Raw genomic sequence first — 23768 nt, 5'->3', positions numbered from 1 at the left:
ACCGGCCCCATATCGCTCATCGGGCCTACGGCCCGCGGACAGCAGACGGCCCGGACACCGTGGGGTGCCCGGGCCGCCTGTGGTGCGGATCAGTCAGCTCAGCGACGCGGCTCGTTGCCGTCGACGCCGTGGCCGTCGCCGTCCTGCAGGTAGCCGTCGCGCTGACGGTCATCCTGCTGGAGGCCGTCCTGCTGGTAGCCATCCTGCTGGAGGCCGTCCTGCTGGTAGCCATCCTGCTGGAGGCCGTCCTGCTGGTAGGCGTCGTGGTCGCGGCGGTCGCCGGGGCGGCCGAAGCCCTCATCGGCGTTCGCGGTCACGGAGCCGCGCTGGCCGTGCTCCTCGTGGCCGGTCAGGCTGTCCTGCGCGGGATGGGCGGCACGGCGACCGTGGCCCTCGGCGCGCGGTGCATCGGAGTCCACCCGGTTCTGAGCGGGGACCTCATGGTCCAGGCCGTCCTGCTGGTAGCCATCACGCTGGTCGTAGCCATCGTGCTGCTGGTGCTCATCGAGCTGCTCGTGACGGCCGTGCTGCTCGTACCGCTGGTCGCGGTGCGCGCCGTCCGGATCCAGACGATCCGCCTCGGCGCGACGATCCTGCAGCGCGGTGCGCTCCTCATCCACGGAGGCGCGCTCGCGATCGACCTCGTTGCGCTGACGCTCCGCCGCCAGCTGCTCCTGCTCGGCCTCCTTGGCCTTGCGCTCGGCGTCCAGGCGAGCCCGATCGGCCTCGATCTCCTGCTCCCGCACGGCCAGGTCGCGCTCGGCGATCTGGTGCTCCTGCTGCTGGGTCTCATCGCGGATCTGGGCCGCCCGACGGCGGTCCTCCTCCTGCTGCTTGGCCTTCTTCTTCGACGCGGCGACGCCCGCGGCGATCAGTGCGATCACGAGCAGGACCACGATCACCACGACGATGATCAGGACCCACGGGTTGCGGGAAAGGTTCACGGCAATCTCCTCGGGGTAGAGAGACCGCACCGGCGGTGCGGAGTGATCCAGATTACAGGGATGATTCCATCATCTGTCGGCCCGTGGTGGGGAATTCGACGCGACATTGCCGCGCGGTGCGCCCCGTCGGCCGCACCGATCCCGCCGGTAAGGTATGAGGCCGTGATGAGCTCTGCCCCCACCTCCGAGGCCGTCGAGGACACCGCCGATACCACCGACCTCGAGGCCTCCATCCCGCAGCCAGCCCTCGTGGATGAGTCCCGCCGCGTGCTCGTGCACCTACTCCAGGGTCCCTTCCTTGACGGGCGCCGCGACGGCGGCCGCTACGCCCAGCTGCTGCGCGACCGCACCGCGATCGAAGCGCGCCTCGCGGACCTCTTCCTCGAGCTGATCATCGACGACGATGCCCAGGTCGCTTTCGTGCGTCAGAGCGAGGAGGACCCCGACGCCCCCAAGCTGTTGCGCCGCCTGACCGGCATGAACCGTCTGGACTCGGTGCTGCTGCTCGTGTTGCGCCAGATGCTGCTCACCCAGTCCTCCCGCGGCCAGCGCACCGTCGTCTCCGAGGCGGAGATCCAGCAGGCGCTGGCCGCCTACCGCCGCACCACCTCCACCGACGAAGCCGGCTTCGCCAAGGAGGTGCGCGCCTCGATCACGAAGATCCAGCGTGCCGGGCTGCTGGACGAACAGGGCGATGACTACGAGGTCTCCCCGGTGCTGCGCCTCATGATCGGACCGGACACTGCGCGGGAGTTCATCGCCCTGTACCGGCAGGCCGGGGTCGACGGGCTCGAGGACCCTCGAGACGCCGAGGATCCGGAGGGTGCGGACAGCGAGGACGGGGCGGCCTTGACCGACTGATCCTCGGGGTGATCTGAGACGCATTCCCGTCGGGGTGCGGGGGCTGTGACCGGCACGCTTGTCCGGAGGGTCCGTGTCGGAGGCCGCGACGACCCTCTCGGCAATTGAGTAACACGAGTGTTGCGTAATAAGGTTAGGCTCGCCTTACCCCTGGACCGGGGGTACCGAGAGAAGGATCGCCCCATGTCGAGCTCGTTCACGCGCCGCTCCGTCGTGCTCACCGCCCTCGCGCTGCCTGCCCTCGCCGCCTGCAGCGGCGGCGACGTCGCCGGCACCGGCGCCTCCGATGCGGGCGGCAGCTCCGCCGCTGCCGACGCCTTCCCGGCGACCGTCGAGCATCTCTACGGCACCACCGAGAGCGCCGCGGAGCCCACCCGCATCGCGACCGTCTCCTGGGTCAACGCCGACACCGTCCTCGCGCTGGACATCGTGCCCGTCGGCCTGCCGCTGGTCGAGTGGGGCGGCAACGACAACCAGTCCACCGACTGGATTGACGCGAAGCTCGAGGAGCTCGGCGCCTCCTGGGGCGGCGAGAACGCCCCGACCACCTACTCCGAGGCCGACGGCGTCAACACCGACGAGATCGCCGCGCTGACCCCGGACCTGATCATCGCCGCCTACTCCGGCCTCACCGAGGAGGAGTACGCGACCCTCAGCAAGATCGCCCCCACCATCGGCCCGCTCGCCGCGAACTACACCGCCTCCTGGGAGGAGGTGCTGACCGCCGTCGGCACCGCCACCGGCCGCAGCGACGCCGCCGCCGAGCTCGCCGAGCAGCTCACCGCCGACCTCGCCGCCGTCGGCGAGGAGAACCCGGCCGTGGCCGGGTCGACCTTCATCGCCGCGAGCCTGTCCACCACGGACCACACCATCTCGATCTACTCCGGCGGCGACACCCGCCCGCGCTTTTTCACCGCGCTCGGCATGACCCAGGCCGAGGTCGTCACCGAGAACACCGCCGACGAGAACACCTTCTACTTCGACTGGTCCGCCGAGCGCGGCGACGAGCTCGTCTCCGACGTCCTGTACACCTGGGCCGCCGCAGGCGACACCGTCGAGACCTTCCAGGACGATCCGCTGTTCGCGCAGATCCCCGCGGTCGCCAGCGGCGCCCTCGTCCTCACCCCCGATGACCACCAGACCCTCTCGATCTCCGCGGCGAGCGTGCTGAGCCTGCCCTGGGCGCTCGAGAACGTGGTCCCTTCCGTGATCGAGGCCGCGCAGACGGCCCAGGCCTGAGCGGTGCCCTCCCGGCCCACCCTGCTCGCGACCGCCGGGGCTCTCGTGGCCCTGGCGGTCGCCTGCGTGCTCTCCCTGCTGGTGGGCGCCCGCACCGTCCCCCTCGACGCGGTTTGGCAGGCCGTGCTCGCCTTCGACCCGGGCAGCGCCGATCACGTAGTCCTCGCCAGCCGCCTGCAGCGCACCCTCGCCGGGCTCGCCGTCGGCGTGGCCTTGGCGCTCGCCGGCGCGGGGCTGCAGGGCATGACCCGCAACCCGCTGGCCGATCCCGGGATCCTCGGACTGAACTCGGGCGCGGCCGCGGCCGTGGCCACCGGCGTCTACCTCTTCTCCTTCTCGAGCGTCACCCAGTTCGTGGCGGCGGGCTTCATGGGCGCGGCCCTCGCGGCCGTGCTCGTCTACGCCCTGGCCGCCGCGAGCCGCACCGGCGCCACCCCGGTCACCCTCGCGATCGCCGGCGCCGCCGTCACCGCAGGCCTCGGCTCCCTCGTCCACGCCCTCGTGATCCTCGACCAGGGGGCGCTGGACAGGATGCGGCTGTGGCAGGTGGGCACCCTCGGCGCCCGCGACCTCGGGGACCTCGCGGCCGTCGCGCCCGCCCTCCTGATCGGGGCCCTGATCGTGCTCGGCGCCGCCCCGTCCCTGAACGCCCTCGCCCTCGGCGACGACGCCGCCGCCGGGCTCGGCGTCCACGTGGGCCGCACCCGGGTCGTGCTCGGCGTCGGCATCGTGCTGCTGGTCGGGGCGGCGGTCTCCCTCGCCGGACCGGTCGGCTTCCTCGGCCTCGTGGTCCCTCACGCGGTGCGCCTGCTCGTCGGGTCGGACCACCGCCGCCTGCTGCCGCTCTCGCTGCTGCTCGGACCCGTGGTGCTGCTGCTGGCCGATGTGGTCGGCCGCGTCATCGCCCCGCCCGCCGAGGTGCAGGTCGGCGTGATGACCGCGCTGCTCGGCGTGCCCGTCTTCCTCGTGCTGATCCGGACCCGGAAGCGGGTGGCCCTGTGACCTCGCGCCGCCTCCTCCTCCCGCTGCTGCTGGTCCTGGCCGTGGCGGGCCTCCTCACCGCCCGGGTGCTGCTGGGCACCCCCTTCGTCTACGCCGACCTCGCTGTGCGGGCCGTGCTCGGCGAGCAGATCCCCGGCGTCTCCTTCATCGTGATGGACGACCGCCTGCCTGCCGCGGTCGTCGGCGCCCTCGCCGGGGCGGCGCTGGGCCTATCCGGCACCGTCTTCCAGACCCTGCTGCGCAACCCCCTGGCCAGCCCCGACGTGATCGGCGTGACCCTCGGTTCCTCCGCCGCCGCGGTGCTGGCGATGGCCGTGCTGGACGCCCAGGGCATGGCGCTGTTCTGGTGGACGCTGCTGGGCGGCCTCGGCACCGCGCTGCTGGTGCTGTGGGTGGCGCGGGTGCACCGACCCGGCGGTCCGGGGGCCGGCGGCGCCGGGGCGGTCGACGACCGCTTCGTGCTGGTGGGCCTCGGGGTCGCCGCTGGCTTCACGGCAGTGATCCAGTACCTGCTCAGCCGGATGGAGTCCCAGCAGGCGGGGGATGCGATGCACTGGCTGGTCGGCTCCGTCGCCGGCGCCACCTGGCCGCGCGCCGCCGTGCTGGCCGGCTCTCTGGTGGTGCTCGTACCACTGCTCGCCGGGCTGGTGGGCAGGCTGCGGATCCTGCAGCTGGGGGACGAGACCGCCACCAGCCTCGGCCTGCCCGTGCCCGCCACCCGCATCGCGCTGGTGATCGTGGGGGTGCTGCTGAGCTCCTTCACCGTCGCGGTCGCCGGCCCGCTCGCCTTCGTCGCCTTCCTCGCGGGACCTCTCGCGCGGATGATCGCGGGCCGGCCCAGCTTCCTCCTCGCGGCGCTGCTCGGCGCCGTGCTCGTGCTCGCGGCCGACGTCGCGGGCCAGAACCTCTTCGGCCGGCACGAGATGCCGGCCGGCGTCATCACCGGAGCGCTCGGGGCGCCGTTCCTGCTGTGGATGCTCGTGCGCTCGAAGACCTCCGGAAGTGGAAGGTGATCCCGTGGCCCATCTGACCGCCCGGAACCTGCAGCTCGCCTACGAGCGGCGCGTCGTCGTCGAGGACCTCGACCTGACCCTCCCCGAGGGGAAGGTGACGATGATCGTCGGCGCGAACGGCTCGGGGAAGTCGACCCTGCTGCGGGGCCTGTCGCGCCTGCTGCCGCCCCGTCAGGGGTCGGTGCTGCTGGACGGCGCCGACATCCACTCCCTGCGCGGCAAGGAGCTCGCCCGCCGGCTCGGCCTGCTACCGCAGTCCCCGCTCGCGCCCGACGGGGTGACCGTGCGGGAGCTGGTCACCCGCGGCCGCTACCCTCACCAAGGCCTGTTCCCGCAGTGGAGCGACGAGGACGAGCAGGCGGTCGCCGAGGCGCTGGCACTGACCCGCACCGACGAGCTCGAGGGCCGTCTGCTCGACGAGCTCTCCGGCGGGCAGCGCCAGCGGGTGTGGATCGCCATGGCGCTCGCCCAGCGCACCGAGGTGCTGTTGCTGGACGAGCCGACCACCTATCTCGACGTCACCCACCAGCTCGAGGTGCTCGACGTGGTCAGCGAGCTGAACCGCACCCGCGGCACCACCGTCGCGATCGTGCTGCACGACCTCCAGCTCGCCGCCCGCTACGCCGATCATCTCGTCGCCGTGCATCGCGGCACCGTCCACTGCCAGGGCGCCCCGGCCGACGTGATCACCTCGGCCATGGTCAAGGAGGTCTTCGCCCTCAACGCCCTGATCGCCCCCGACCCGGTCACCGGCACCCCGATGGTGCTGCCGCTGGGCCGGGAGACCGCCCCCGACGCCGTCGCCTCCCGGGGCGCCGACGGCACCGACCCCGAATCCGCACGCCAGGCCGACGCCGGAACCGCCCCCGGCACGGCCGACGAGTCCGAGGAGGACCCCATGCCCGTCGCCACCGACCAGCACCGCACCGCCGCCCGCGCCTCGGAGGAGCCCGTGCTGGTCCCCGCGCTCGAGGGGAGTCCGCAGCTGGCCTTCACCCTCACGGTCGGCGCCCGCACCATGGTGGGCGAGAACCTCGTGCGCCTGACCCTGACCAGCCCCGAGTTGCGCCACCTCGGCGTGGGCGGGCCGCTGCTGGACGTGCGCATCAAGCTGATCATCCCGGGCCCCGAGGCGAGCGCGGACCACTTCGCCGCGCTGCGCCCCGACGCCGTCTCCGACCCCGACGCCTTCGCGGGCTGGTACCGCGACTGGCTGCAGGTCGACACCGCCGAGCGCGGCTGGATGCGCACCTACTCGATCCGCGAGATGCGCGGCGCGGGCCATCCCGGGAACCTGGGGGAGGACCCCGAGCTGGATATCGACATGGTCCTGCACCTCGAGGAGCCCGTCGTCCCCGGCTCCGGGGTCGCGGCCCGCTGGGCGGCCGCCGCCGAGGTGGGCGACACGATCACGATGCTCGGCCCGAACCGCCGCCTCGTCGGCCCCGACTACGGCGGGATCGAGTTCCGTCCCGGCACCGCCCGGCGCCTGCTGTTGGCCGGGGACGAGACGGCCCTGCCCGCGATCTGCGCGATCCTCGAGACGCTCCCCGCCGGCTTCACCGGCCACGCCTTCATCGAGGTGCCCGACGCCCGGGACAAGCAGCGCGTCCTCTCCCGATCCGACGTGGAGCTGACCTGGCTCGCCCGCGGCGACGCCCCGCACGGCACGCTGCTGGTCCCCGCGGTGCGGCGCCTCCTGGACGAGCGGCCGGAGCTGTGCCAGGACTGCTCCGTCGGCGTGCCTGCCGAGCCGGGCGAGTTCGAGGAGGTCGACATCGACCAGACGATCCTGTGGGAGACCACCGAGGGGCACGGCCCCTTCTACGCGTGGCTCGCCGGGGAGGCCGGGGTGATCACCACCCTGCGCCGCCACCTGGTCAAGGAGCTCGGCGTGGACCGCAAGCAGGTGAGCTTCATGGGCTACTGGCGCAAGGGGCGTGTCGAAGGCTGATCGACGTGCTGCGAGGGACGAGCGGGAGGAGATCAGCGGGTGGGCGGAGCCTGATCGACGTGCTGCGAGGGACGAGCGGGAGGAGATCAGCAGGAAGGCGCAGCCTGAGCCTGACACACTTGTCACCATGCGCGCCGTCGTCATCGAGAAGTTCGGTCTCCGTCCTGAGGTCCGCGACCTCTCCGCCCCGTCGGCTCCGCCGGGCGGCGTGGTGCTGGACGTGGAGGCGACGGGGCTGTGCCGCTCGGACCATCACGCCTTCGCCGGTCATGACGACTCGGTGACGCTCCCGCGCGTGCCCGGGCACGAGATGGTCGGCCGCGTCGCTGCGCTCGGGGAGGGCGTCCGGGCGGTGCGGGTCGGGGACCGGGTGACCACCCCCTTCGTCGAGGGATGCGGGCGCTGCCGCTGGTGCCGCCAGGGCGCCGCCCAGATCTGCCCGGACCAGACCCAGCCCGGCTTCACCCACGACGGCTCCTGGGCTGAGCAGGTCGTGATCCGCGCCGCCGACCACAACCTCGTGCCCGTCGGCGAGGGCGACGCGGACGGTCTGCGAGCCCTGGGGCGTTATCACGCGCAGTCGAGCATTCTCGCGGCCTGGTGAGTTGTTGGCCGACATGATGCCGATGTGTACATCTCCCCAGGATTCCATCGGGCCCATGTTCAATCGCCGACGTCACATATGTTTACCCGATCCCCTTATTGCTGCAGTTATTGAACGCAGAGCTTGCTAGCTTTTCTTCGGGTCGCCGCAAATGCGTCCGACTCGATTTTTCGGATGCGTACGACGTGCCTGTGACCCGGACGGCTTACCTCTGACCCCTCGCGGTGTCCTCATATGGGGGAGGGAATCGGCAGGCCATGGGGAGTGCTCCCCATGGAGGCTGGGCACCCTGGTGGGCACACTGAGCCCGGTTGGTGTGGTTCACGGCAGGTCGCCGCGAGCCGTCGAGGGGTGGAGGCACATGTTTGTAGACAGAGACGAACGGCCGCTGGGGCGGAGCCCATGGCGCACTGTGGTACCTGCAGGCGTCGTTCTCTTCCTGACCCTTACAGTCGGCTGCGCGCCGACAGCACCCGATGAGCGCAGTCCGACGCCGGACCCAGCGCTGCCGACCGGCACACCTGCGGAGGGGACCCTACTCCCGGAAGGCACCTCCGATATCGAGCTCACTGTGGGGGAGACGGTACAGGTGCGGTTGCCGGACGGCTCCGTCGGTGTCGGAGACCACTGGGGAGTTCTCGACACGTCGGATCCCTCGGTGGTGCGAGCCGACGTCGCGATTGGTAGCTCAGTGATCGGTTCACAGCCCAACCGCAGCGATGGCGGCACCGAACCGGTACAACAATTCGCCATCGAAGTGACGGGGCTCGAACCGGGAACGTCAACGGTCACAGTGCTGTACTGCACGCGAACCCGAGAGGTCAGCAAAGACTGCGATCAGTCACAGGGGACACTCGAGGGGCCGGTGGAACCTGTGGAGCTCAGCGTCACCGTGCGTTGAGCTGGTGATCATCGTCAGCGCTCGGGCGTGCCCTGGAAGCAGTATGCGTCGACGGTGACACCGGTACCCTGTCGGGGTGGAAAACGACGCGAGCACCCTCGACCTGCCTGGCATGACCGCCCCGGAGCAGGGATCCGATGCCCCCGCCGTCACGGACCCCGATCATCCGCACCCCGGCCAGTGGCGGCTCACCCATGTGCAGATCTCCAACTGGGGCACCTTCCACGGCACGCATGACCTGGACATCTCCACCAAGGGTTTCTTCCTCACTGGCGGTCCCGGCACCGGCAAGTCCACGCTTCTGGACGCGATCAGCGCGCTGCTGACCCCGCCGCGCACGCTCCAGTTCAATGCCGCCGCCTCCGACGCCGGCCCCCAGCGCTCGAAGTACCGCCGCACCGTCGCGAGCTACGTGCGCGGCGCCTGGGCCATGCACTACGACCCCGCCACCGGCGAGTTCAGCCAGGAGGTGCTGCGGGAGAAGACCACCCTGTCGGTCATCACCCTGCGCTATGGCGACGGCCAGGGCGGCACCGTGCAGCTGTCCCGCCTGCTGCTGCTGCACGCCGGGCATGCCGCCGACTCCGATGTGCGCTCCCTGTACGTCATCTCCCGCACCCCGCTGGACGTCACCGACCTGCGCCCCTTCGTCTCCACCCAGATCGAAGGCAAGGCCCTGGAGGCCGCGCACCCCGGCACCGAGACCTTCCGGCAGTTCCGGGAGTACCGGGCCGCGTTCTGCCAGGTGCTCGGGATCCCCGACGAGAAGGCCCTCGGGCTGCTGCACAAGATCCAGTCCGCCAAGGAGCTCGGGGACATCAACGCCCTGCTGCGCGACTACATGCTCGACCAGCCGCGCACCTTCGAGCTGGCCGACCAGGCGCTCGCGAACTTTCACAACCTCTCCGAGGTCCACGAAGCCCTCGTCACCGCCCGGGAGCAGCGCGACCTGCTGCGCGGATTGCGCCGCGACCACGACGACTGGAAGGCCATGCGCGAACGCGGCGGCGAGCTCGTGGACCGCCGTGAAGACATCGACGTATTCGCCGCTCAGCACCTCGTGCGCCTGCTGGGGGAGGAGACCGAGCGGCTCCAGCTCGAGCGCGACCGCCTGAGCGCCCAGCAGCGCCGCCTCACCCAGGACGTCAACGAGGCCCGCGCGGACCTCGCCCAGCTCAAGGAGCAGCGCCGCCGCGCCGGCGGCGGTGAGATCGACGACTGGAAGCAGCAGATCGCGGGCCTGGAGGTGGAGCGCGAGCGCCGCCGCGAGCGCGCCACCGAGTTCTCTGCCCAGCTGGCCACCGTGGAGCTGCGCACCCCCGCCGGTGAGGACATGTTCCTGGCCCTCCAACGGGAAGTCGCCGCCCTGCGGGAGACCCTCGAGACCGAGGAGAAGGGCTCCGATGCCTCCCGCTGGGAGGCCGAAGCTGCTGTGCGTGAGCTTGAGGCCCGCCTGGCACGCACCCGTGAGGAGCTCGCCTCCCTCACCCGCCGTGCCTCCAACCTCCATAGCGAGGACGTGGCGCTGCGCGACCACATCGCCGCCGAAGTGGGCATCGCCCCGACCGAGCTGCCCTTCGCCGCCGAACTGCTGCAGGTCCGCTCCGGGGAGGAGGAGTGGACCGCCGCCGCCGAGCAGGCGCTGCGGGGGCTCGCCCGGTCGATCCTCGTGCCCGACCGTGTGTACCGGCAGGTCGCGCAGGTCATCGACCGCACCAAGCTGCGTCGGCGCATCTCCTACAACCGCATCAATACCGACCTGCGCCGCCCCGCCAAGTCCGTGGACCCCCGCTCCCTGGCCGCGAAGCTCGAGGTCAAGGACGGAGAGTTCCACGCCTGGCTGACCGGCGAGATCGCTTCCCGCATGGACTACACGTGCGCGGAGAGCCTCGAGGAGTTCACCTCCCTCACCCGCGCCGTGCTGCGCTCCGGGCAGATCAAGCACTCCGCCTCCCGGCACGAGAAGAACGCCGACAACCGCATCAACGACCGCTCCCAGTGGGTGCTGGGCTTCGACAATCGTGCCAAGCGCACCGTGTTCGAGCAGGAGCGTACCCGCGCTGAGCAGGCCCTGTTCGAGGCCCAGGCCCGCCGCAAGGACGTCGAGACCGAGCGTCAGCGGCGCCGCGAGCGCCTCTACGCCCTGCAGGGCATTAGCACCGTCACGTGGGATGACATCGATGCCGCCTCAGTGGCGCGGCGCATCGCGAACCTGCGCGACATGGTGCGCGCCGCCGAGGACGGCTCCGCAGCGCTGACCGAGCTGGCCCGCCAGATCGAGGACGTCGAGCGCTCGATCGCCGAGAGCGACGAAGAGCTGCTGGAGGTGGTGCGCTCCGCTGGCAAGCTCGGCGAACAGGCCGAGCGTGCCGAGGAGCGCCTGGCCGCAGCCCGCGAGCGCGTGGCCGACTCCGAGCTCGCCCCCGAGGTGGAGGAGGAGCTCGCCGAACGCTTCGCCGCGATCGCCCCCACCCTCGTGCTCGGCACCATCGACCAGGTCACCAAGGACGCCTCCGCCACGCTGGATGCCGAGCTGATGGACCTCACCCGTCGGACCTCCCGTGCCGAGGAAGACATGCGCACCGCCATGCGGGAGTTCTCCCGCCGCTGGCCCGCCCAGGCCGGGGACACCACCCCCACCCTGGATGCCGCCGGGGACTACCTGTCGATCCTGCAGCGCATCGAGGAGGAGAAGCTGCCGGAGGTTGAGGACCGCTTCTTCGAGTTCTTCACCGGCAACACCCTGGGGGATGTGCAGGCGCTCGCCACCGCGATCGCCCGCGAGCCCGCCGAGATCAAGAAGCGCCTGCAGCGCATCAACGCCCTGCTCGCCCAGGTGGAGTTCCACGCCGGACGCTACCTGCAGCTGTCCATGCGGCCCGTGCACCTCGCGGCGTTGGACGAGTTCAAGCAGGCCCTCGAGGCGGCCGTCGCGGACACCGCGCTGAACGACATCTCCCGCGACCGGGAGCTGGCCGAGCAGCGCTTCGTGTCCCTGCGCCACCTCATGGATCTCATCGGCGCGGCCCGTACCCGCGAGGACCAGGTATCCCGCGTCATCCTCGATGTGCGCCGCCACGTCCACTTCCACGCCGAGGAGGTCGACGAGACCGGCGCCGTGGTCCACGCCCACGAATCCGGTGGCCCGCTCTCGGGTGGCCAGAACGAACGCCTGACCACCTTCTGCCTCGCCGCGGCGCTGCGCTACCAGTTGGCCGGCACCGGCCAGGAGGTCCCGCGATACGCCCCGATCATCATCGACGAGGCCTTCTCCAAGGGCGCCGGGAAGTTCATCACCGCCGCCATGGAGTCCTTCCGCCACTTCGGCTTCCAGGTCATCCTCGCCAACCCCGGCAAGAACCCGCAGGCCCTGGCGCCGTTCATCGGCGGCGTGGGCGTGGTCTCGATCGCCCAGGACCGCTACTCGCAGGTGGCGCCGGTGAAGTTCGTGCCCGTCCCCGAGTGAGCGGGCCCCACCGTCGGGCCTTGCCTCACCGGGACGTGGGGCCGATGGGGAGTTCTCCCCATCGGCAGCATCCACCGAGCTCGCTAGCCTGGTCGCCGACCGTGCTGGTCCCACGGTCACGAAGGACGGTGCGACCCTCGCGGTCGAGGGCGGAAGGAGCCAGGCTGTGACAGCTCTTCCCCGCCGCACTGAGGACACCATCCCCACGCAGGATGAGACCCACGCGCGTATCCGCGATCTGCTCGCCGACGTCGCCGAGGTGCTGCTAGACGTCCAGCCCGCCCTGCACCGTTTCGTCGATCACCAGCCCGAGCGCGACCGCCCCTCCGGCGGCTCCTGGCACGGACTGCAGACCCACTGCCACGTCAGCGCCCTGCTGGCCGCCGAGGGCGACCCCGAACCCGGCGAGCACGTGACCGATGAGCTGCTCGGCGCAGTCGCACGGTTCGCCGACGCCCACGCCATGGACCACCGGTCCTCTCAGGACGCGGTCGGGGTACGCGGCGCGACCTGGACCAGTATCGACGGGGACCTGCTGGAGGTCCAGGTGGGGGTGCGGGTGCTGCTGCGCGCGGTGAGCGCCCCGTTCCTGCCCGGCTCCCTCGCGGTGCCGACGACCACCAGCCCCGTCAGCGCGATCAGTCCGCTGACCCCGCCTCCGCGGCTCGTGCGCTGATCCGCTCGAGCGCCCCCAGCGGGATCGGCAGCCAGTCCGGCCGGTTCCGTGACTCGTACAGCGCCTCGTACACCGCCTTGTCCGCCTCGAGCGCCGCCAGCAGCACCAGCAGCGAGGTCTGCTCCTGCCGGGCCGCGGGGTCGGCACCGGTCACATAGCCCTCGAGGAACGCCTCGCGGGCGGCCTGCGCCCACGCTGTGGCATCCGTGCCGTGGTCGAGCGCGACCGCCCCGGCCACATAGTCCAGGCTGCGCAGCATGCCGGCGACGTCCCGCAGCGGCGTATCGGGCAGGTTCCGCTGGGTGAGGGGCCGCAGCGGCTCACCCTCGAAGTCCAGCAGCACCCAGCCGCGGCCCGGCACCTGCAGCACCTGCCCCAGGTGCAGATCACCGTGGATGCGCTGCATCGACGGCCAGCTCGCTTCCGCCGCATCCTGCAGCAGGGCCTCGAGCGCCGCGCGATGCTCCGCGACCTGCGGCACCTCCGCGGCCACCGTCTCGAGGCGCTCACGCATCTGGGCGAGCATGTCGCTGACATCCTCGGCCCCCGACTCCGCCGTGCCCAGCACGTGGGCCAGATCGTGATGCACCTCGGCGACCGTGCGCCCCAGCTCTCGGGCCGGGCCGGTGAAGTCCTCGCCCGTCCGGGCCAGCTGCAGCGCCACCCGCCAGGCATCCTCCACCCCCGGCAGGAACTCCTGGGCGAACAGCGCATGGGTGCGCAGCTGCCCGTGGCGCAGTGTCGCCGAGCCCAACATCGCGGGCACCCGCGTGCTGCCCACCGCACTGAGGGCCCCCTGCAGCAGCACATCGGGATTCTCCCCATCCTGCAGCACCCGGAACAGCTTGACGATCAGCGGCGATGCCCCGTCGGTCTCCACGATCATCGAGGAGTTGGACTGCTCTCCGGCCAGCAGACGCGAGCGCATGCGCCGTCCGAGCGGCAGCGGGGCCGACGGGTCCGTGCGATGTACGGCCAGCGACAGACCCGGCCCCAGCGCCCCCTCGCCGCCGACCAGCGGCGCCACCAGCGCTGCGCGGCCGTCCGTGTCCCGGCAGGCATCATCGGCGCGCAGCGGACCCCCGGGCACGGCGATGACTCCCACCTCGGAGCCGTCCTCCCGCGGCGGGGCCGGTGCATCGGGATGCCGCAGCACGAGCGGCACCTGGTAGAGCGCGCTGGACCCGCCCTCCAGCTGCACCTCGACCACCAGCTCGATCACCACGTGATCAGGGGCCACCCGCAGCGGCGCCCAGCCCGCCACCAGGACCGTCGGCGCACCGGCCCCCTTGTGGGCGTACCAGCGCTGCAGCGGCATCCACGCTGCGAGGTGATCGGTCAGCAGATCCAGCACGTCGGCGAAGTCCGGCAGCGCCGAGACATCCAGATCGGTGGCCGGCGGCGGGCTCGGCGGGGTGGAGGCGGGAGCAGTGGCGTCCATGCGCCCCACTGTACGGACCCCGCCGGGTTCCGGCGCGGCGGCTAGGCTGACCGGGTGCCTGAGCAGACTCCGCGACCCCTCGCGCGCGTGCGTTCCATCGCCCGCGTGCGCGTTGTGGACCGCATGCACCGGGTCGCCGCGGCGCTGGCGGTGCTGATGCTCGCGGCGGTCACCGCCCTGCCTGCCTCCGCCCTGGGCGAGGATGGGCCGTTCGAGCTGCCGCTCGCGGCGGAGACCGTGGCCATGACCCCCGGCGCAGTCACCCGCATCCCCCTGCTGTCCCTGGTCACTGACGACGCGGCGGAGGACCTCGATGCGGAGACCGCCCAGCTGACCATCCCCGCTGAGCTCGACGCCCCCACCCGGGAGCTCATGACGCTCGGCGATGACGCCACCACCCTGGCCATCGGCGGGGAGGGCACCTGGAGCGTGCAGGGCCATGAGCTGATCTTCACCCCGGAACAGGACGGCACGAACCCCAGCACCCCGATCGCCCTGACCATCGGCTCGGTCCACGGCAGCCGCTCCCTGCCGGGCACCCTCACCCCCGAGCTGCTGGAGCTGACCGAGGTCGCCTCGCGCGGCGCCGCGGACGCCCCGACCGCGATCGACCTGGAGGTCGACGTGCCGCCGGGCGGAGCGGTGCGGCTTGAGCTCGAGGGCCTGCCGGCCGGTTCCACCGTGCAGTCCGACGGCAGCCGCGCGACCGTCCCCGACCAGGGCATCTGGCAGCTCTCCGAGGACGGCACGACGATCAACCACACCCCCTTCACCCCCGGGCCGGGTCGCCAGCCGGACCCCATCCGCTACATCGTGGAGGACGCCGACGGGATCCCGCGTGCCGCCGGCCGCGTCACCCTCACCGTCCCGATCATCTCCGATCTGCACTGGTCCGCCCCCTTCGGAGAGGACATCCTGTTCGTCGTCGGCCAGGCGCAGCAGCACGTGGACCCCAGCACGCTGCGCCTGCAGCCTCTCGGTGGCCCGACCGTCACGCAGATGAACGAGGACGGCACCCGCGTACAGGTCGACGCGGAGGGCACCTGGGAGCTGGACCGCAAGGAGGCCACCGTCCGCTTCACCCCCCTGGACGAGAACGCGCGCGTCACCGCGCCGATGGGGATCGTCGGCGCCGACGAGGAGGGCAACAGCTCCGCCATCGCCCTGCTGAGCACCGCCTACCCCGTGCTCATGGACCGCACCCAGGCCGCTGCACCCGGCGAGGAGGTCACCTTCGACCTCTCCTCGGGAGTGCGTGATGTGCGCACCGACTCCTTCCACTTCGACCGGGAAACCCTCCCCGATGGCGCCGTGATCGCCGAGGGCGGCCGGGAGCTGCACATCGACGGGGAGGGCACCTGGCAGATCGACATCGAGGGCCGGGCGCTGCGGATGATCCCCGAGCCCGGGGTCGTCGGGCCCACGCATCGGGTGGGGATCCTGGCCAGCGGCGTATATGCCGCGAACCCCGTGCGCGCCGAAGCACAGGTGATCTTCACCGATGTGGTCGCGACGCTGCGCGATGACGAGGGTCGAACTGCGCCCGGGTCGCCGGTCACCGTGGATGTGCTCAGCAACGACACCGCGGGCTCGAGCGCGCAGCCGCTGCAGCCGGAGACCGTGCAGATCGCCTCGCTCGCAGCCACCAACATCGCCGAGCTCGACGACGGTGCCGGGCAGCGCCTGGTCATCCCCGGTGAAGGGGCGTTCACGGTGTCGCCGAACGGTGCGGTGACCTTCGAACCGGTCGAGGGGTTCACCGGGCGCACCACCCCCATCACCTATCTGGTGCGGGACAGCGCGGAGATCCCGGTGAGCGCCTCGCTGGTGGTGGATGTTGATCCCGAGCTGCTGGGCAGCGAGAGCTCCGGTTCGGAGGTCTCCGGCATCAACAGTCTGCTGGTGGGCCTGCTGCCCTCCGCCCCGGGCACCGCCCGCCTGTTCGGCACCATCGTCATGCTGCTGGTGTTCGGCGGGGCGGTGTCGCTGGCGATCGGCGTGCGGATGGAGACCGACCGCCGTGACTGGGAAGACTGAGCCGAGACGGGGACTGCGCCGACGCGGGGGATCGAGCCGGGCTCAGCAGCCCTCGGGGATCGCGACCGGCTCCTTGAGCGCGGCAGCGGCCTTCTTCGCCGCGGCCAGCTCCCGGTAGCCATCTCCCAGCAGGACCTCCACCGTCGCGCCCTCGGCCTTCTCGTCAAGCTTGAGCTCCGGGGTCACATCACCGGCCCGGAACTGGGCGGCCACCGCCGCTGCCGCGAGGTATCCCTCGGGGCCGTGCACGATGGTCACCGCCCCGGAGGCGCTGCCGGTGTTCCCGGGCTTATCGGTCGTGAAGCCGCGCTCGCCGAGCTCCTCGGTGACCGAGCCGGCGAGTCCGGAGCGGCTCGTGCCGTTGAGGACTCGCACCGTCACGTCAGCAGGGTCCGCCGGAGTGTCACCCTCCTGGGGGCAGACCAGCGCAGAATCCTCAGCGGTGGGGGAGGCGCCCACCGCGATCTCGCCCGGGTCTTCGGAGGGGCGGCGGAACTCGCCGAAGGCGTAGACCCCCACGAGCACCAGGGCGATCGCGAGCGCGGAGAACACCACCAGCTGCGTCACCCGCAGCCGCCGAGTGCGGCGCAGACGCTGGTCACGACGCCGAACATCGTCGGCGGATCGCCCATAGGGGTGGGCGTCCCGATGCGAGGAGCTCATCTCAGTCCAGCGGGCGGTACCGGATGCCGAAGGCGTCCAGGCGCGGCAGGTGGGCACGCAGCCGCTCGAGGAACTCCTCGTAGCTCTGCTGCGGGGAGCCCCAGGCTCGCTCCGCCACCGCACACATGCGCGGGAACGCCATGTACTGGACATCCTCCGCCGTGGGCAGGTATTCGCTCCACAGCTGACCCTGCAGGCCCAGCACGAGCTTCTGCTCATCATCGCTCAGCGGCTGGGGCGCGAAGTCCGTGGTGTAGATGTCCTTGAGCGTGGTCAGCCCGCCGATCGCCAGCGGTTCACCCTCCGGATCCGCCTGGTAGTGGTCCAGGTACAGGTGCTCATTGTTGGCGATGATGGTCTGGAAACCGCGCTCGGTGGAGGTCTTCAGGCCGTTGCCGTGACGCCAGTTCATGATGACGATGCCGTCCGGCAGCGGGGAGTCCAGCACCTCGTCCCAGGCGATGACCTTCTTGCCCTGCTCGCGCAGCACATCGGTGGCGAACTGGGTGAAGCGCCCCTGGATCTCGGAGACTCGGGTCATGCCCCACTCGTTCATGCGGGCACGGGCCTCGCTGGACCGCTCCCACTCCACGCGCGGGCACTCATCGCCGCCGATATGGAAGTACGGGGCGGGAAAGATCTCGCTGACCTGCGTGAGCACATCCCGCAGGAAGTCGAAGACCTGATCAGAGACCCCGAGCACGTGATCGGAGATGCCCCAGACCTCGCGCACCCCCACCTGACGCTCCGGGACGTTCCCCAGCTCCGGGTAGGCGGCGATCGCGGCCTGCATATGGCCCGGCAGATCCACCTCCGGCACGATCATCACGCCGCGGCGGCGGGCGTACTCCACGAGGTCCTTCAGCTCCTGCTGGGTGTAGGAGCCGCCGTGGCGCACCCCGTCGAACTCCCAGCTGTCCTCGTCCTCGCTCATATGGCCGACGAGGGTCTGCTCGCGCCAGCCGCCGACCTCGGTCAGCCGCGGGTAGCCCTTGATCTCGACCCGCCAGCCCTGGTCATCGGTCAGATGCAGGTGCAGGACGTTCAGGCGGTGCAGCGCCATCGCGTCGATCATCTTCTCGATCTCGGGGATCGCCATGAAGTGGCGCGAGACATCCAGGTGCATGCCGCGCCAGGCGTACTTCGGCTGGTCCGAGATGGTCACGCAGGGGATCGAGCCATGGGCGTCCGCGACGATCTGCGCGAAGGTGTTGCGGCCATCGGCCAGCGCCGCCTCGCTGCCCGCGCTCAGCGCAGCACCCCGTGGGGAGATCGACAGGCTGTACTCCGCCGGCGCTAGATCCTCGTTCACACCCACCGACAGCTCCGCCCAGGGGTCGGAGGTCTCCCAGACGCCCTCGGACCAGACGACGGAGCGGGGGAGGGGAACGAGGGCGATCGGATCAGGCATCAGTCTCTCCTGGGAACTGAGATCGGACGGATGTCTCCAGTCTGCCACGCCACTCAGGGCCGGACGTGCCGTCCCGGGGATGGACGAGGGCCCGGTCGGCGATACCGACCGGGCCCTCCACGTCGTCCTGCTCCTTCCCGGTGACGCGTCAGCGTCGAGCAGGTCGCCGTGGTCTGTGGTGTCTCCGGTGTATCAGCCGCGCAGGCGGGCCGGAGGCGAAACTCAGCGGTAGGTGACGAAGAAGTGCGGCTCGTTCCAGATCTGACGCTCGGACACGCCGTTCATCAGCGGGGCCGAGTCGATGAAGGTGTTGCCGCTGACATAGATCCCGATATGCCCGTAGTCGTTGCCGGAGAAGACCACGAGGTCTCCGGCCTGCGCCTCGGACTTGGGGATCACCCGGCCGTTGAAGGCGTAGCCCTTGGCATTCCGGCGGGGAATGGAGAAACCGGCGTCGTTGTACGCGCGGTACACCATCCCGGAGCAGTCCATACCGCCGCCGGGGGTCGTGCCACCCCAGGTGTAGCGGGAGCCGATGAGGTTGCGCGCCGCCGCGACGATCGCCTGACCGTCGAAGGACGACGGCGAGGACGGGCGGGAGCCCGACCGGCTGGAGCCGCTGCCGATGCGAGTGTTGCTGTCCAGAGCGCGCCAGGTCTCGGGGCCCACGACGGCGTCCACGCCGATGCCGGCGGCGGACTGCAGGGAGCGGACCGCGGACGCGGTGCCGCGGCCGAATACGCCGTCCACGGCGATGCTGGCGCCGCGCTGGTTGAGCTTGCTCTGCAGGGTGCGCACGGCATCCCCGCGGCTGCCCGGGCGCAGCTTGGGCTGCCCGGACGTGCTCGGGGTGCGGGGGGTCGAGGTGGACCCGCCGCCGATGCGGGCGTTGCCATCGAGCGCCCGCCACGTCTTGGGACCCACAACGGCGTCCACGCCGATGCCGGCGGCGGACTGCAGGGAGCGGACTGCAGACTCGGTGGCGCGGCCGAACACGCCGTCCACGGCGATGCTGGCGCCGCGCTGGTTGAGCTTGCTCTGCAGGGTGCGCACGGCCTGCCCGCGGCTGCCCGGGCGCAGCTTCGGCTGCGTGGAGGAGCTCGAGGAGCGGGTGCTCGGAGCGGACGATCCGGTCAGCGCGTTCCAGGTCCGCGGACCCACCACGCCGTCCACGCCGATGCGGGCGCTGCTCTGGTGGGAGCGCACGGCCCGGAGGGTGGCGCTGCCGAACACGCCGTCCACCGCGATGTTCGCGCCGGCGCTGTTGAGCTGCTTCTGCAGGTAGGTCACGGCGGCGCCACGGGAGCCGTAGCGCAGCTTGAGGGACACGAACTGAGAGGGGGCGGCGGCAGTGGGGGAGGCCGGAGCGGCGGAACGGCTGCCGATGGTCGTGGCAACCGGAGCCTGGGCCTGGGCGGACGGGGAGCCGACCACCGCGCCGGTGGTGGCGACGGCACCGATCACGGCGACGCCTCCCATCCCTCGGGCGGCGGGGGCGGCGAGCCCTCGGTAGTCGATGACAGCTGGGCCGGGCGCGCGGTGTGTACCCCGTGGTGCAGTGCGGAACATGATGCTCGGTGTCGCTTTCTCCGGCGCCTCGCTGTGGAAAGACGCGACGCGCGCATCCGTGCTCCTGCGCCCGTCACCCAGGGAAGTGGAGGAAGCGACCGAGGCGGTGACGGGGAAGGCGGCGACTCGGCGGATACCCCGATGGAGCTGGGGCACCGCGACTCACTGTAGGGGGGTATCCCGAAGGGCCCCTAGGGGCATTTGCCGTCCACGGGCCACGATTTGACCGAAGTTTTACTCCTAGAGGTCATTTCGCGGCGCGTCATCATCGACATATGAATGACGGCATGGTAGTTACATCGATGTTATTTCGGGGGCCATAAGGCGCCGCTGAGGAGTCCGCAGATGACGAAGGGCCCCGATCTGCTGTTGCAGATCGAGGCCCTCGATGGTCGGGGTGACAGGATTTGAACCTGCGACCTTACCGTCCCGAACGGCACGCGCTACCAAGCTGCGCCACACCCCGGGTGGGGAACCTGAACGGCTCACCGAGGAGCGATCCTAGCAGGATCCCCGGGGCGGCACCGACCCGATCACGGGGCCGAGGGGCGCAACGTGAGCAACGTCGCCTCCGGTGGTGTCATCAGGCGATAGTTCGAGTACGGGCTCGCCCCCATCCCGGCGCTCACGTGCAGGGGGACGCCCCGCCAGCGCGTCAGCCCGCGGGCCTGCGCCCGGGGCAGATCGCAGTTGGTGACGATCGCCCCGATGCCGGGCAGGCGCAGCTGTCCGCCATGGGTGTGCCCGGCCAGCATCAGATCCGCGCCATCGGCCACGAAGGCATCCAGCACCCGGCGGTACGGCGCGTGCGCCACGCCCAGGTGCAGCACGGCCCTGGGCTCGCGCGCGGACGCCGCAGCGTCCTCGGGCCCCGGGCCCGTCTTCGGCGCGGGCATCTCATCGCGCTCCAGGTGCGGATCATCCACCCCCACCAGGGTCACCTCGAGCTCATCCAGCACCAGGCGCGCACGGGTATTGGTCAGGTCCTTCCATCCATGCTCAGTCAGGCGCGCGGCGAGCTGATCGGTGGGCAGATCCGGCTCGGTGCGCTCGGTGAAGCCCTTCGGGCGCGGATCGCGCAACAGGTAGCGCGCCGGGTTCTTCGGCATCGGGGAGAACATGTCATTCGAGCCCATGACGAAGGCCCCGGGCCGACGCAGCAGCGGCGCGAGCGCCTCGGCGAGGACCGGCACCGCGGCGGCGGAGGCGATGTTGTCCCCGGTGTCGATCACCAGATCCGGCTGCAGCGTGGACAGGTGGGTGAGGAAATCCAGCTTGCGGCGCTGATCGGGCAGCAGATGGATATCGCTGATGTGGAGCAGTCGCAGCGGGCGGGCGCCGGGCGGCAGGATCCGCAGCTCTGCCTCACGCAGGGTGAAACGGTGGATCTCCACGTGGCGCGCCCAGACATGCGCCGCCGCGGCGGCGGTCAGGCCCAGCGCGCCGAGCGCAGCACCGGCTCCGACGGCGGGGTGGCGGCGCATATCAGCCCTGCCCGGAGGACTGGATGATCACGACCGTCTCGCCGTCGGACAGGCGCGTGCCCGCAGCGGGTTCGGTGCGGATCACGAAGCCGTCGCTCACGGTGTCGCTGGCCTCCTGCCGCACCTCGGGGCGCAGCCCCGCGGCTTCCGTCGCCGCGGTGGCCTCCTGGATCCGCATGCCCGCCACCTGCGGGACGACGCCCGGCTGCGCGGCCTCGCCCGCTGCGTTGTCCGTGGCTGCGGGAGCGGACGGGAACGGCTTGGCCGGGAGGTCGCGATGCACGTTCGTCATGTATTCCTGCCAGGTGGGCAGGGAGACGGTGTTGCCCCACACCTGGCCGCTCTGGAGCACCTGACCATCCACAGGGAAGCCCCCGGGGCGGATGTTGCTCTGCGGATGCCCGAACCACACGGCGGTGGACATCTGCCGGGTGAAGCCCACGTACCAGGTGTGGAACTGGGACCCGGAGGTACCAGTCTTGCCGCCGGCCGCATGGCCTTCGATGACGCGGCCCTTGCCTGTGGCCCGCGGATCCTCCAGGTCCTGCTGCAACACGTAGGCCATGGTGTCGGCGACCTTCTTATCGACCGCCTGGTGGCACTGCGCCCCGGTGATCTCCATCGGCTCCCCGTCACGGTCCATCACTTCAGTGATCGCCTGGGGGCGGCAGTAGGTGCCCTCCGCCGCGTAGGTCGCGTAGGCCGCGGCCATGTCCAGCGCGGAGATCCGCAGCTCGCCGAGCACCACCACGGAGGGCGCCAGCTCGGTCTTGTAGACGTCCTCGATGGACATCTCCCACGTGGCGGGGTCATAGGGGTTGAACGTCGCCGGGACCACACCGATGTTCCGGGCCGTCTCCGCGATATCGCACAGATCCAGCTGACGGGCCATGTTCGCGTAGGAGGTGTTGATCGAGAACTTCGTGGAGTCCAGGACGGACATCTGGGGTTGCAGCGTCACCGAGACGGCGTTGTCGGGGTCGTACCCGGGGCTCTCCCGCCACGCCCCGCTGGGTAGGCAGCGAGCGGGGAAGTTCGGCATCTTCTCGCGGCGGGTGCTCACCGTGTCAGCGATGCTGCGACCGCTCTCCAGCCAGGCCTGTAGCACGAAGGGCTTGAAGGTCGAGCCCACCGGGAAGCCGCTGGAGCCGCCGAGCTCCTGCGGCACGTTGTAGTTGATCGCAGTCTCACCGGGCTTGATGTCCTGGTGCGGGTTGAACGTCCGGTTCTGCGCCATCGTGAGGATCTTGCCGCTGCCGGGCTCGACGGTGACAATCGAATGGCCGAAGCCGCTGGGCGAGTCGCCCGGCAGCTTGCGCTGCAGGATGTCCACCGCCTGCTTCTGGATCGCCGGATCCAGCGTGGTGCGGATGGTCAGGCCACCGCCGTACAGCAGCTTGCGCCGCTCCTCATAGGTGGGAGCGAACGCCGGGTCGTTCAGCAGGGAGCGCGTGACGTAGTCGCAGAAGAAGCCGCTGGTGCCCGCGTCCGCGCAGCCTGCGCGGACGTTCTGGACCTTCAGCATGTCCTTCACGTTCTGGGAGGTGTACTTCTCGTGCTCCTCCTCGGTGATGTAGCCCTCGCGGAGCATGTCGGAGAGCACCTCGTTGCGGCGCTTCTTGCCGGCCTCGGGGTGGTTCACCGGGTCGTACTGGTTGGGGCCGTTGGTGATGCCCGCCAGTAGCGCGGCCTCACCGGGGTTCAGATCCTTGGCGCTCTTGGAGAAGTAATGGCGCGCACCGGTCTCCACCCCGTACTGCGAGGGCCCGAACTGGGCGACGTTGAGGTAGGCGTTGAGGATCTCGTCCTTGGACCATTTCTTCTCCAGGGAGATCGCGAGCTTGGCCTCGCGCAGCTTGCGCCCATAGGTCTGCTCGGTCGCCGCCAGCTGCGCATCCTGGTCCCCGCGCTGGACCGCATCCATCAGCAGCGCGTTCTTCACGTACTGCTGGGTGAGGGTGGAGCCGCCCTGGGTGGCGCCACCGGCCGCATTGGACGCGAAGGCGCGGGCCATGCCCTTGGGGTCCACCCCGCCGTGCTCATAGAAGCGGCGGTCCTCGACGGCGATCACCGCGTGCTGCATGTGCGGCGAGATCTCCTCCAGCGGCACCATGATGCGGTTCTCGGTGTAGAACGTCGCCAGCAGCGACCCATCGGCCGCTTCGATCCGGCTGGCCTCGTTCAGCGGCTCCACCTCGAGCTCGCTGGGGTAGGCCTCGAACAGGTCCACGCCGTCCTTGGCCACCGCCGAGGTGGCCGAGACCGCCGGCAGGAAGAACGCCGCCAGCAGCACACCGGCCAGCGCGGACACCGCGAGCATGCCCAGCAGCAGGTAGAGCGTCTGTGCCAGCGCGACGGGCAGTGAGCGTGCACCGGTCGCGGAGCCGGTGCCGGGCCCGAGGTTCGAGGAAGCCATGGGATCAATGTACGCAGCAGTCCTGCCAGCGGCCATGAGGCGTGCCACGCCCCCGCGGAATCTTCACCAGATAGCAACGCTGGTCAT

Annotated in this window: 15 protein-coding genes, 1 tRNA gene and 1 pseudogene; 9 read left to right on the top strand and 8 right to left on the bottom strand. The window is 70.9% G+C overall.

The window, feature by feature from the left end; translation table 11 throughout:
- Window positions 1-98: 98 nt before the first annotated feature.
- Window positions 99-944 (bottom strand): hypothetical protein, encoded by an 846-nt coding sequence (locus MU407_RS02375; RefSeq protein WP_246955005.1) that lies wholly within the window; start codon window positions 942-944, stop codon window positions 99-101.
- Between the two features lie 165 nt (window positions 945-1109).
- Between MU407_RS02375 and MU407_RS02370 the strand changes: the two genes are divergently transcribed.
- The 8 genes and pseudogenes from MU407_RS02370 to MU407_RS02335 all read left to right on the top strand — a co-directional run bounded on the left by MU407_RS02370 (window position 1110) and on the right by MU407_RS02335 (window position 12660).
- Window positions 1110-1805 carry a DUF4194 domain-containing protein gene (locus MU407_RS02370; RefSeq protein ID WP_246955003.1) on the top strand — a complete coding sequence of 232 codons (696 nt, stop codon included), beginning with the start codon at window positions 1110-1112 and terminating at the stop codon, window positions 1803-1805.
- Between the two features lie 183 nt (window positions 1806-1988).
- On the top strand, window positions 1989-3044 hold the full coding sequence (locus MU407_RS02365) for an ABC transporter substrate-binding protein (protein ID WP_246955001.1): 1056 nt from the start codon (window positions 1989-1991) through the stop codon (window positions 3042-3044).
- A gap of 3 nt (window positions 3045-3047) precedes the next feature.
- The gene (locus MU407_RS02360) at window positions 3048-4046 is read left to right on the top strand and encodes an iron ABC transporter permease (protein WP_246954999.1); all 999 of its coding nucleotides are present in this window, start codon (window positions 3048-3050) and stop codon (window positions 4044-4046) included.
- The gene (locus MU407_RS02355) at window positions 4043-5059 is read left to right on the top strand and encodes an iron ABC transporter permease (RefSeq protein WP_246954997.1); all 1017 of its coding nucleotides are present in this window, start codon (window positions 4043-4045) and stop codon (window positions 5057-5059) included. The genes MU407_RS02360 and MU407_RS02355 overlap by 4 nt, the downstream gene beginning before the upstream one ends.
- 4 nt (window positions 5060-5063) lie before the next feature.
- Window positions 5064-7013 (top strand): SIP domain-containing protein, encoded by a 1950-nt coding sequence (locus tag MU407_RS02350; RefSeq protein ID WP_246954993.1) that lies wholly within the window; start codon window positions 5064-5066, stop codon window positions 7011-7013.
- 127 nt (window positions 7014-7140) lie between these two features.
- A pseudogene (locus MU407_RS02345) lies at window positions 7141-7548 on the top strand (alcohol dehydrogenase catalytic domain-containing protein); the annotation flags it as partial.
- A gap of 1046 nt (window positions 7549-8594) precedes the next feature.
- Window positions 8595-11984, top strand: a complete 3390-nt coding sequence (locus tag MU407_RS02340; RefSeq protein ID WP_246954992.1) for an ATP-binding protein — start codon at window positions 8595-8597, stop codon at window positions 11982-11984.
- A gap of 166 nt (window positions 11985-12150) precedes the next feature.
- Entirely contained in the window at window positions 12151-12660 is a 510-nt protein-coding gene (locus MU407_RS02335) for a hypothetical protein (protein ID WP_246954990.1), read from the top strand.
- Here MU407_RS02335 and MU407_RS02330 read toward each other — a convergent pair.
- Window positions 12623-14101 carry a phosphotransferase gene (locus MU407_RS02330; RefSeq protein WP_246954988.1) on the bottom strand — a complete coding sequence of 493 codons (1479 nt, stop codon included), beginning with the start codon at window positions 14099-14101 and terminating at the stop codon, window positions 12623-12625. The two genes, MU407_RS02335 and MU407_RS02330, sit on opposite strands and share 38 nt — an antisense overlap.
- Before the next feature lie 54 nt (window positions 14102-14155).
- On the opposite strand from MU407_RS02330, the gene MU407_RS14435 reads away from it, so the two are divergent.
- A complete protein-coding gene (locus MU407_RS14435) occupies window positions 14156-16138 on the top strand; it encodes a hypothetical protein (RefSeq protein ID WP_246954986.1) in 1983 nt (660 codons plus the stop codon).
- Between the two features lie 42 nt (window positions 16139-16180).
- Here the strand turns inward: MU407_RS14435 and MU407_RS02320 are convergent, their stop codons facing one another.
- From MU407_RS02320 to MU407_RS02295, 6 genes are all read right to left on the bottom strand, one after another.
- A complete protein-coding gene (locus MU407_RS02320) occupies window positions 16181-16801 on the bottom strand; it encodes a LytR C-terminal domain-containing protein (protein ID WP_246954984.1) in 621 nt (206 codons plus the stop codon).
- A 1-nt stretch (window position 16802) separates the two neighbouring features.
- Window positions 16803-18212 carry a beta-N-acetylhexosaminidase gene (locus tag MU407_RS02315; protein WP_246954982.1) on the bottom strand — a complete coding sequence of 470 codons (1410 nt, stop codon included), beginning with the start codon at window positions 18210-18212 and terminating at the stop codon, window positions 16803-16805.
- Between the two features lie 222 nt (window positions 18213-18434).
- A complete protein-coding gene (locus tag MU407_RS02310; RefSeq protein ID WP_246954979.1) occupies window positions 18435-19676 on the bottom strand; it encodes a peptidoglycan-binding protein in 1242 nt (413 codons plus the stop codon).
- A 494-nt stretch (window positions 19677-20170) separates the two neighbouring features.
- A tRNA-Pro gene (locus MU407_RS02305) sits at window positions 20171-20247 on the bottom strand.
- 67 nt (window positions 20248-20314) lie between these two features.
- Window positions 20315-21265: a metallophosphoesterase gene (locus tag MU407_RS02300; protein ID WP_102234842.1), complete on the bottom strand. Its 951-nt coding sequence runs from the start codon at window positions 21263-21265 to the stop codon at window positions 20315-20317.
- 1 nt (window position 21266) lies between these two features.
- Window positions 21267-23681: a transglycosylase domain-containing protein gene (locus tag MU407_RS02295; RefSeq protein WP_246954976.1), complete on the bottom strand. Its 2415-nt coding sequence runs from the start codon at window positions 23679-23681 to the stop codon at window positions 21267-21269.
- Between the last annotated feature and the right edge of the window lie 87 nt (window positions 23682-23768).

The organism is Brachybacterium sp. Marseille-Q7125 (assembly GCF_023062615.1).
Lineage (GTDB): Bacteria > Actinomycetota > Actinomycetes > Actinomycetales > Dermabacteraceae > Brachybacterium.
The sequence above is the reverse complement of the archived record's forward strand: the minus strand, read 5'-3'. Positions and strand labels throughout refer to the sequence as shown.

Excerpts from the sequence above, each read along its gene's own strand:
- MU407_RS02370 (WP_246955003.1), top strand. The coding sequence starts at position 1,110 with ATGAGCTCTGCCCCCACCTCCGAGGCCGTCGAGGACACCGCCGATACC.
- MU407_RS02365 (WP_246955001.1), top strand. The coding sequence starts at position 1,989 with ATGTCGAGCTCGTTCACGCGCCGCTCCGTCGTGCTCACCGCCCTCGCG.
- MU407_RS02295 (WP_246954976.1), bottom strand. The coding sequence starts at position 23,681 with ATGGCTTCCTCGAACCTCGGGCCCGGCACCGGCTCCGCGACCGGTGCA.
- MU407_RS02320 (WP_246954984.1), bottom strand. The coding sequence starts at position 16,801 with ATGAGCTCCTCGCATCGGGACGCCCACCCCTATGGGCGATCCGCCGAC.
- MU407_RS02330 (WP_246954988.1), bottom strand. The coding sequence starts at position 14,101 with ATGGACGCCACTGCTCCCGCCTCCACCCCGCCGAGCCCGCCGCCGGCC.
- MU407_RS02300 (WP_102234842.1), bottom strand. The coding sequence starts at position 21,265 with ATGCGCCGCCACCCCGCCGTCGGAGCCGGTGCTGCGCTCGGCGCGCTG.
- MU407_RS02315 (WP_246954982.1), bottom strand. The coding sequence starts at position 18,212 with ATGCCTGATCCGATCGCCCTCGTTCCCCTCCCCCGCTCCGTCGTCTGG.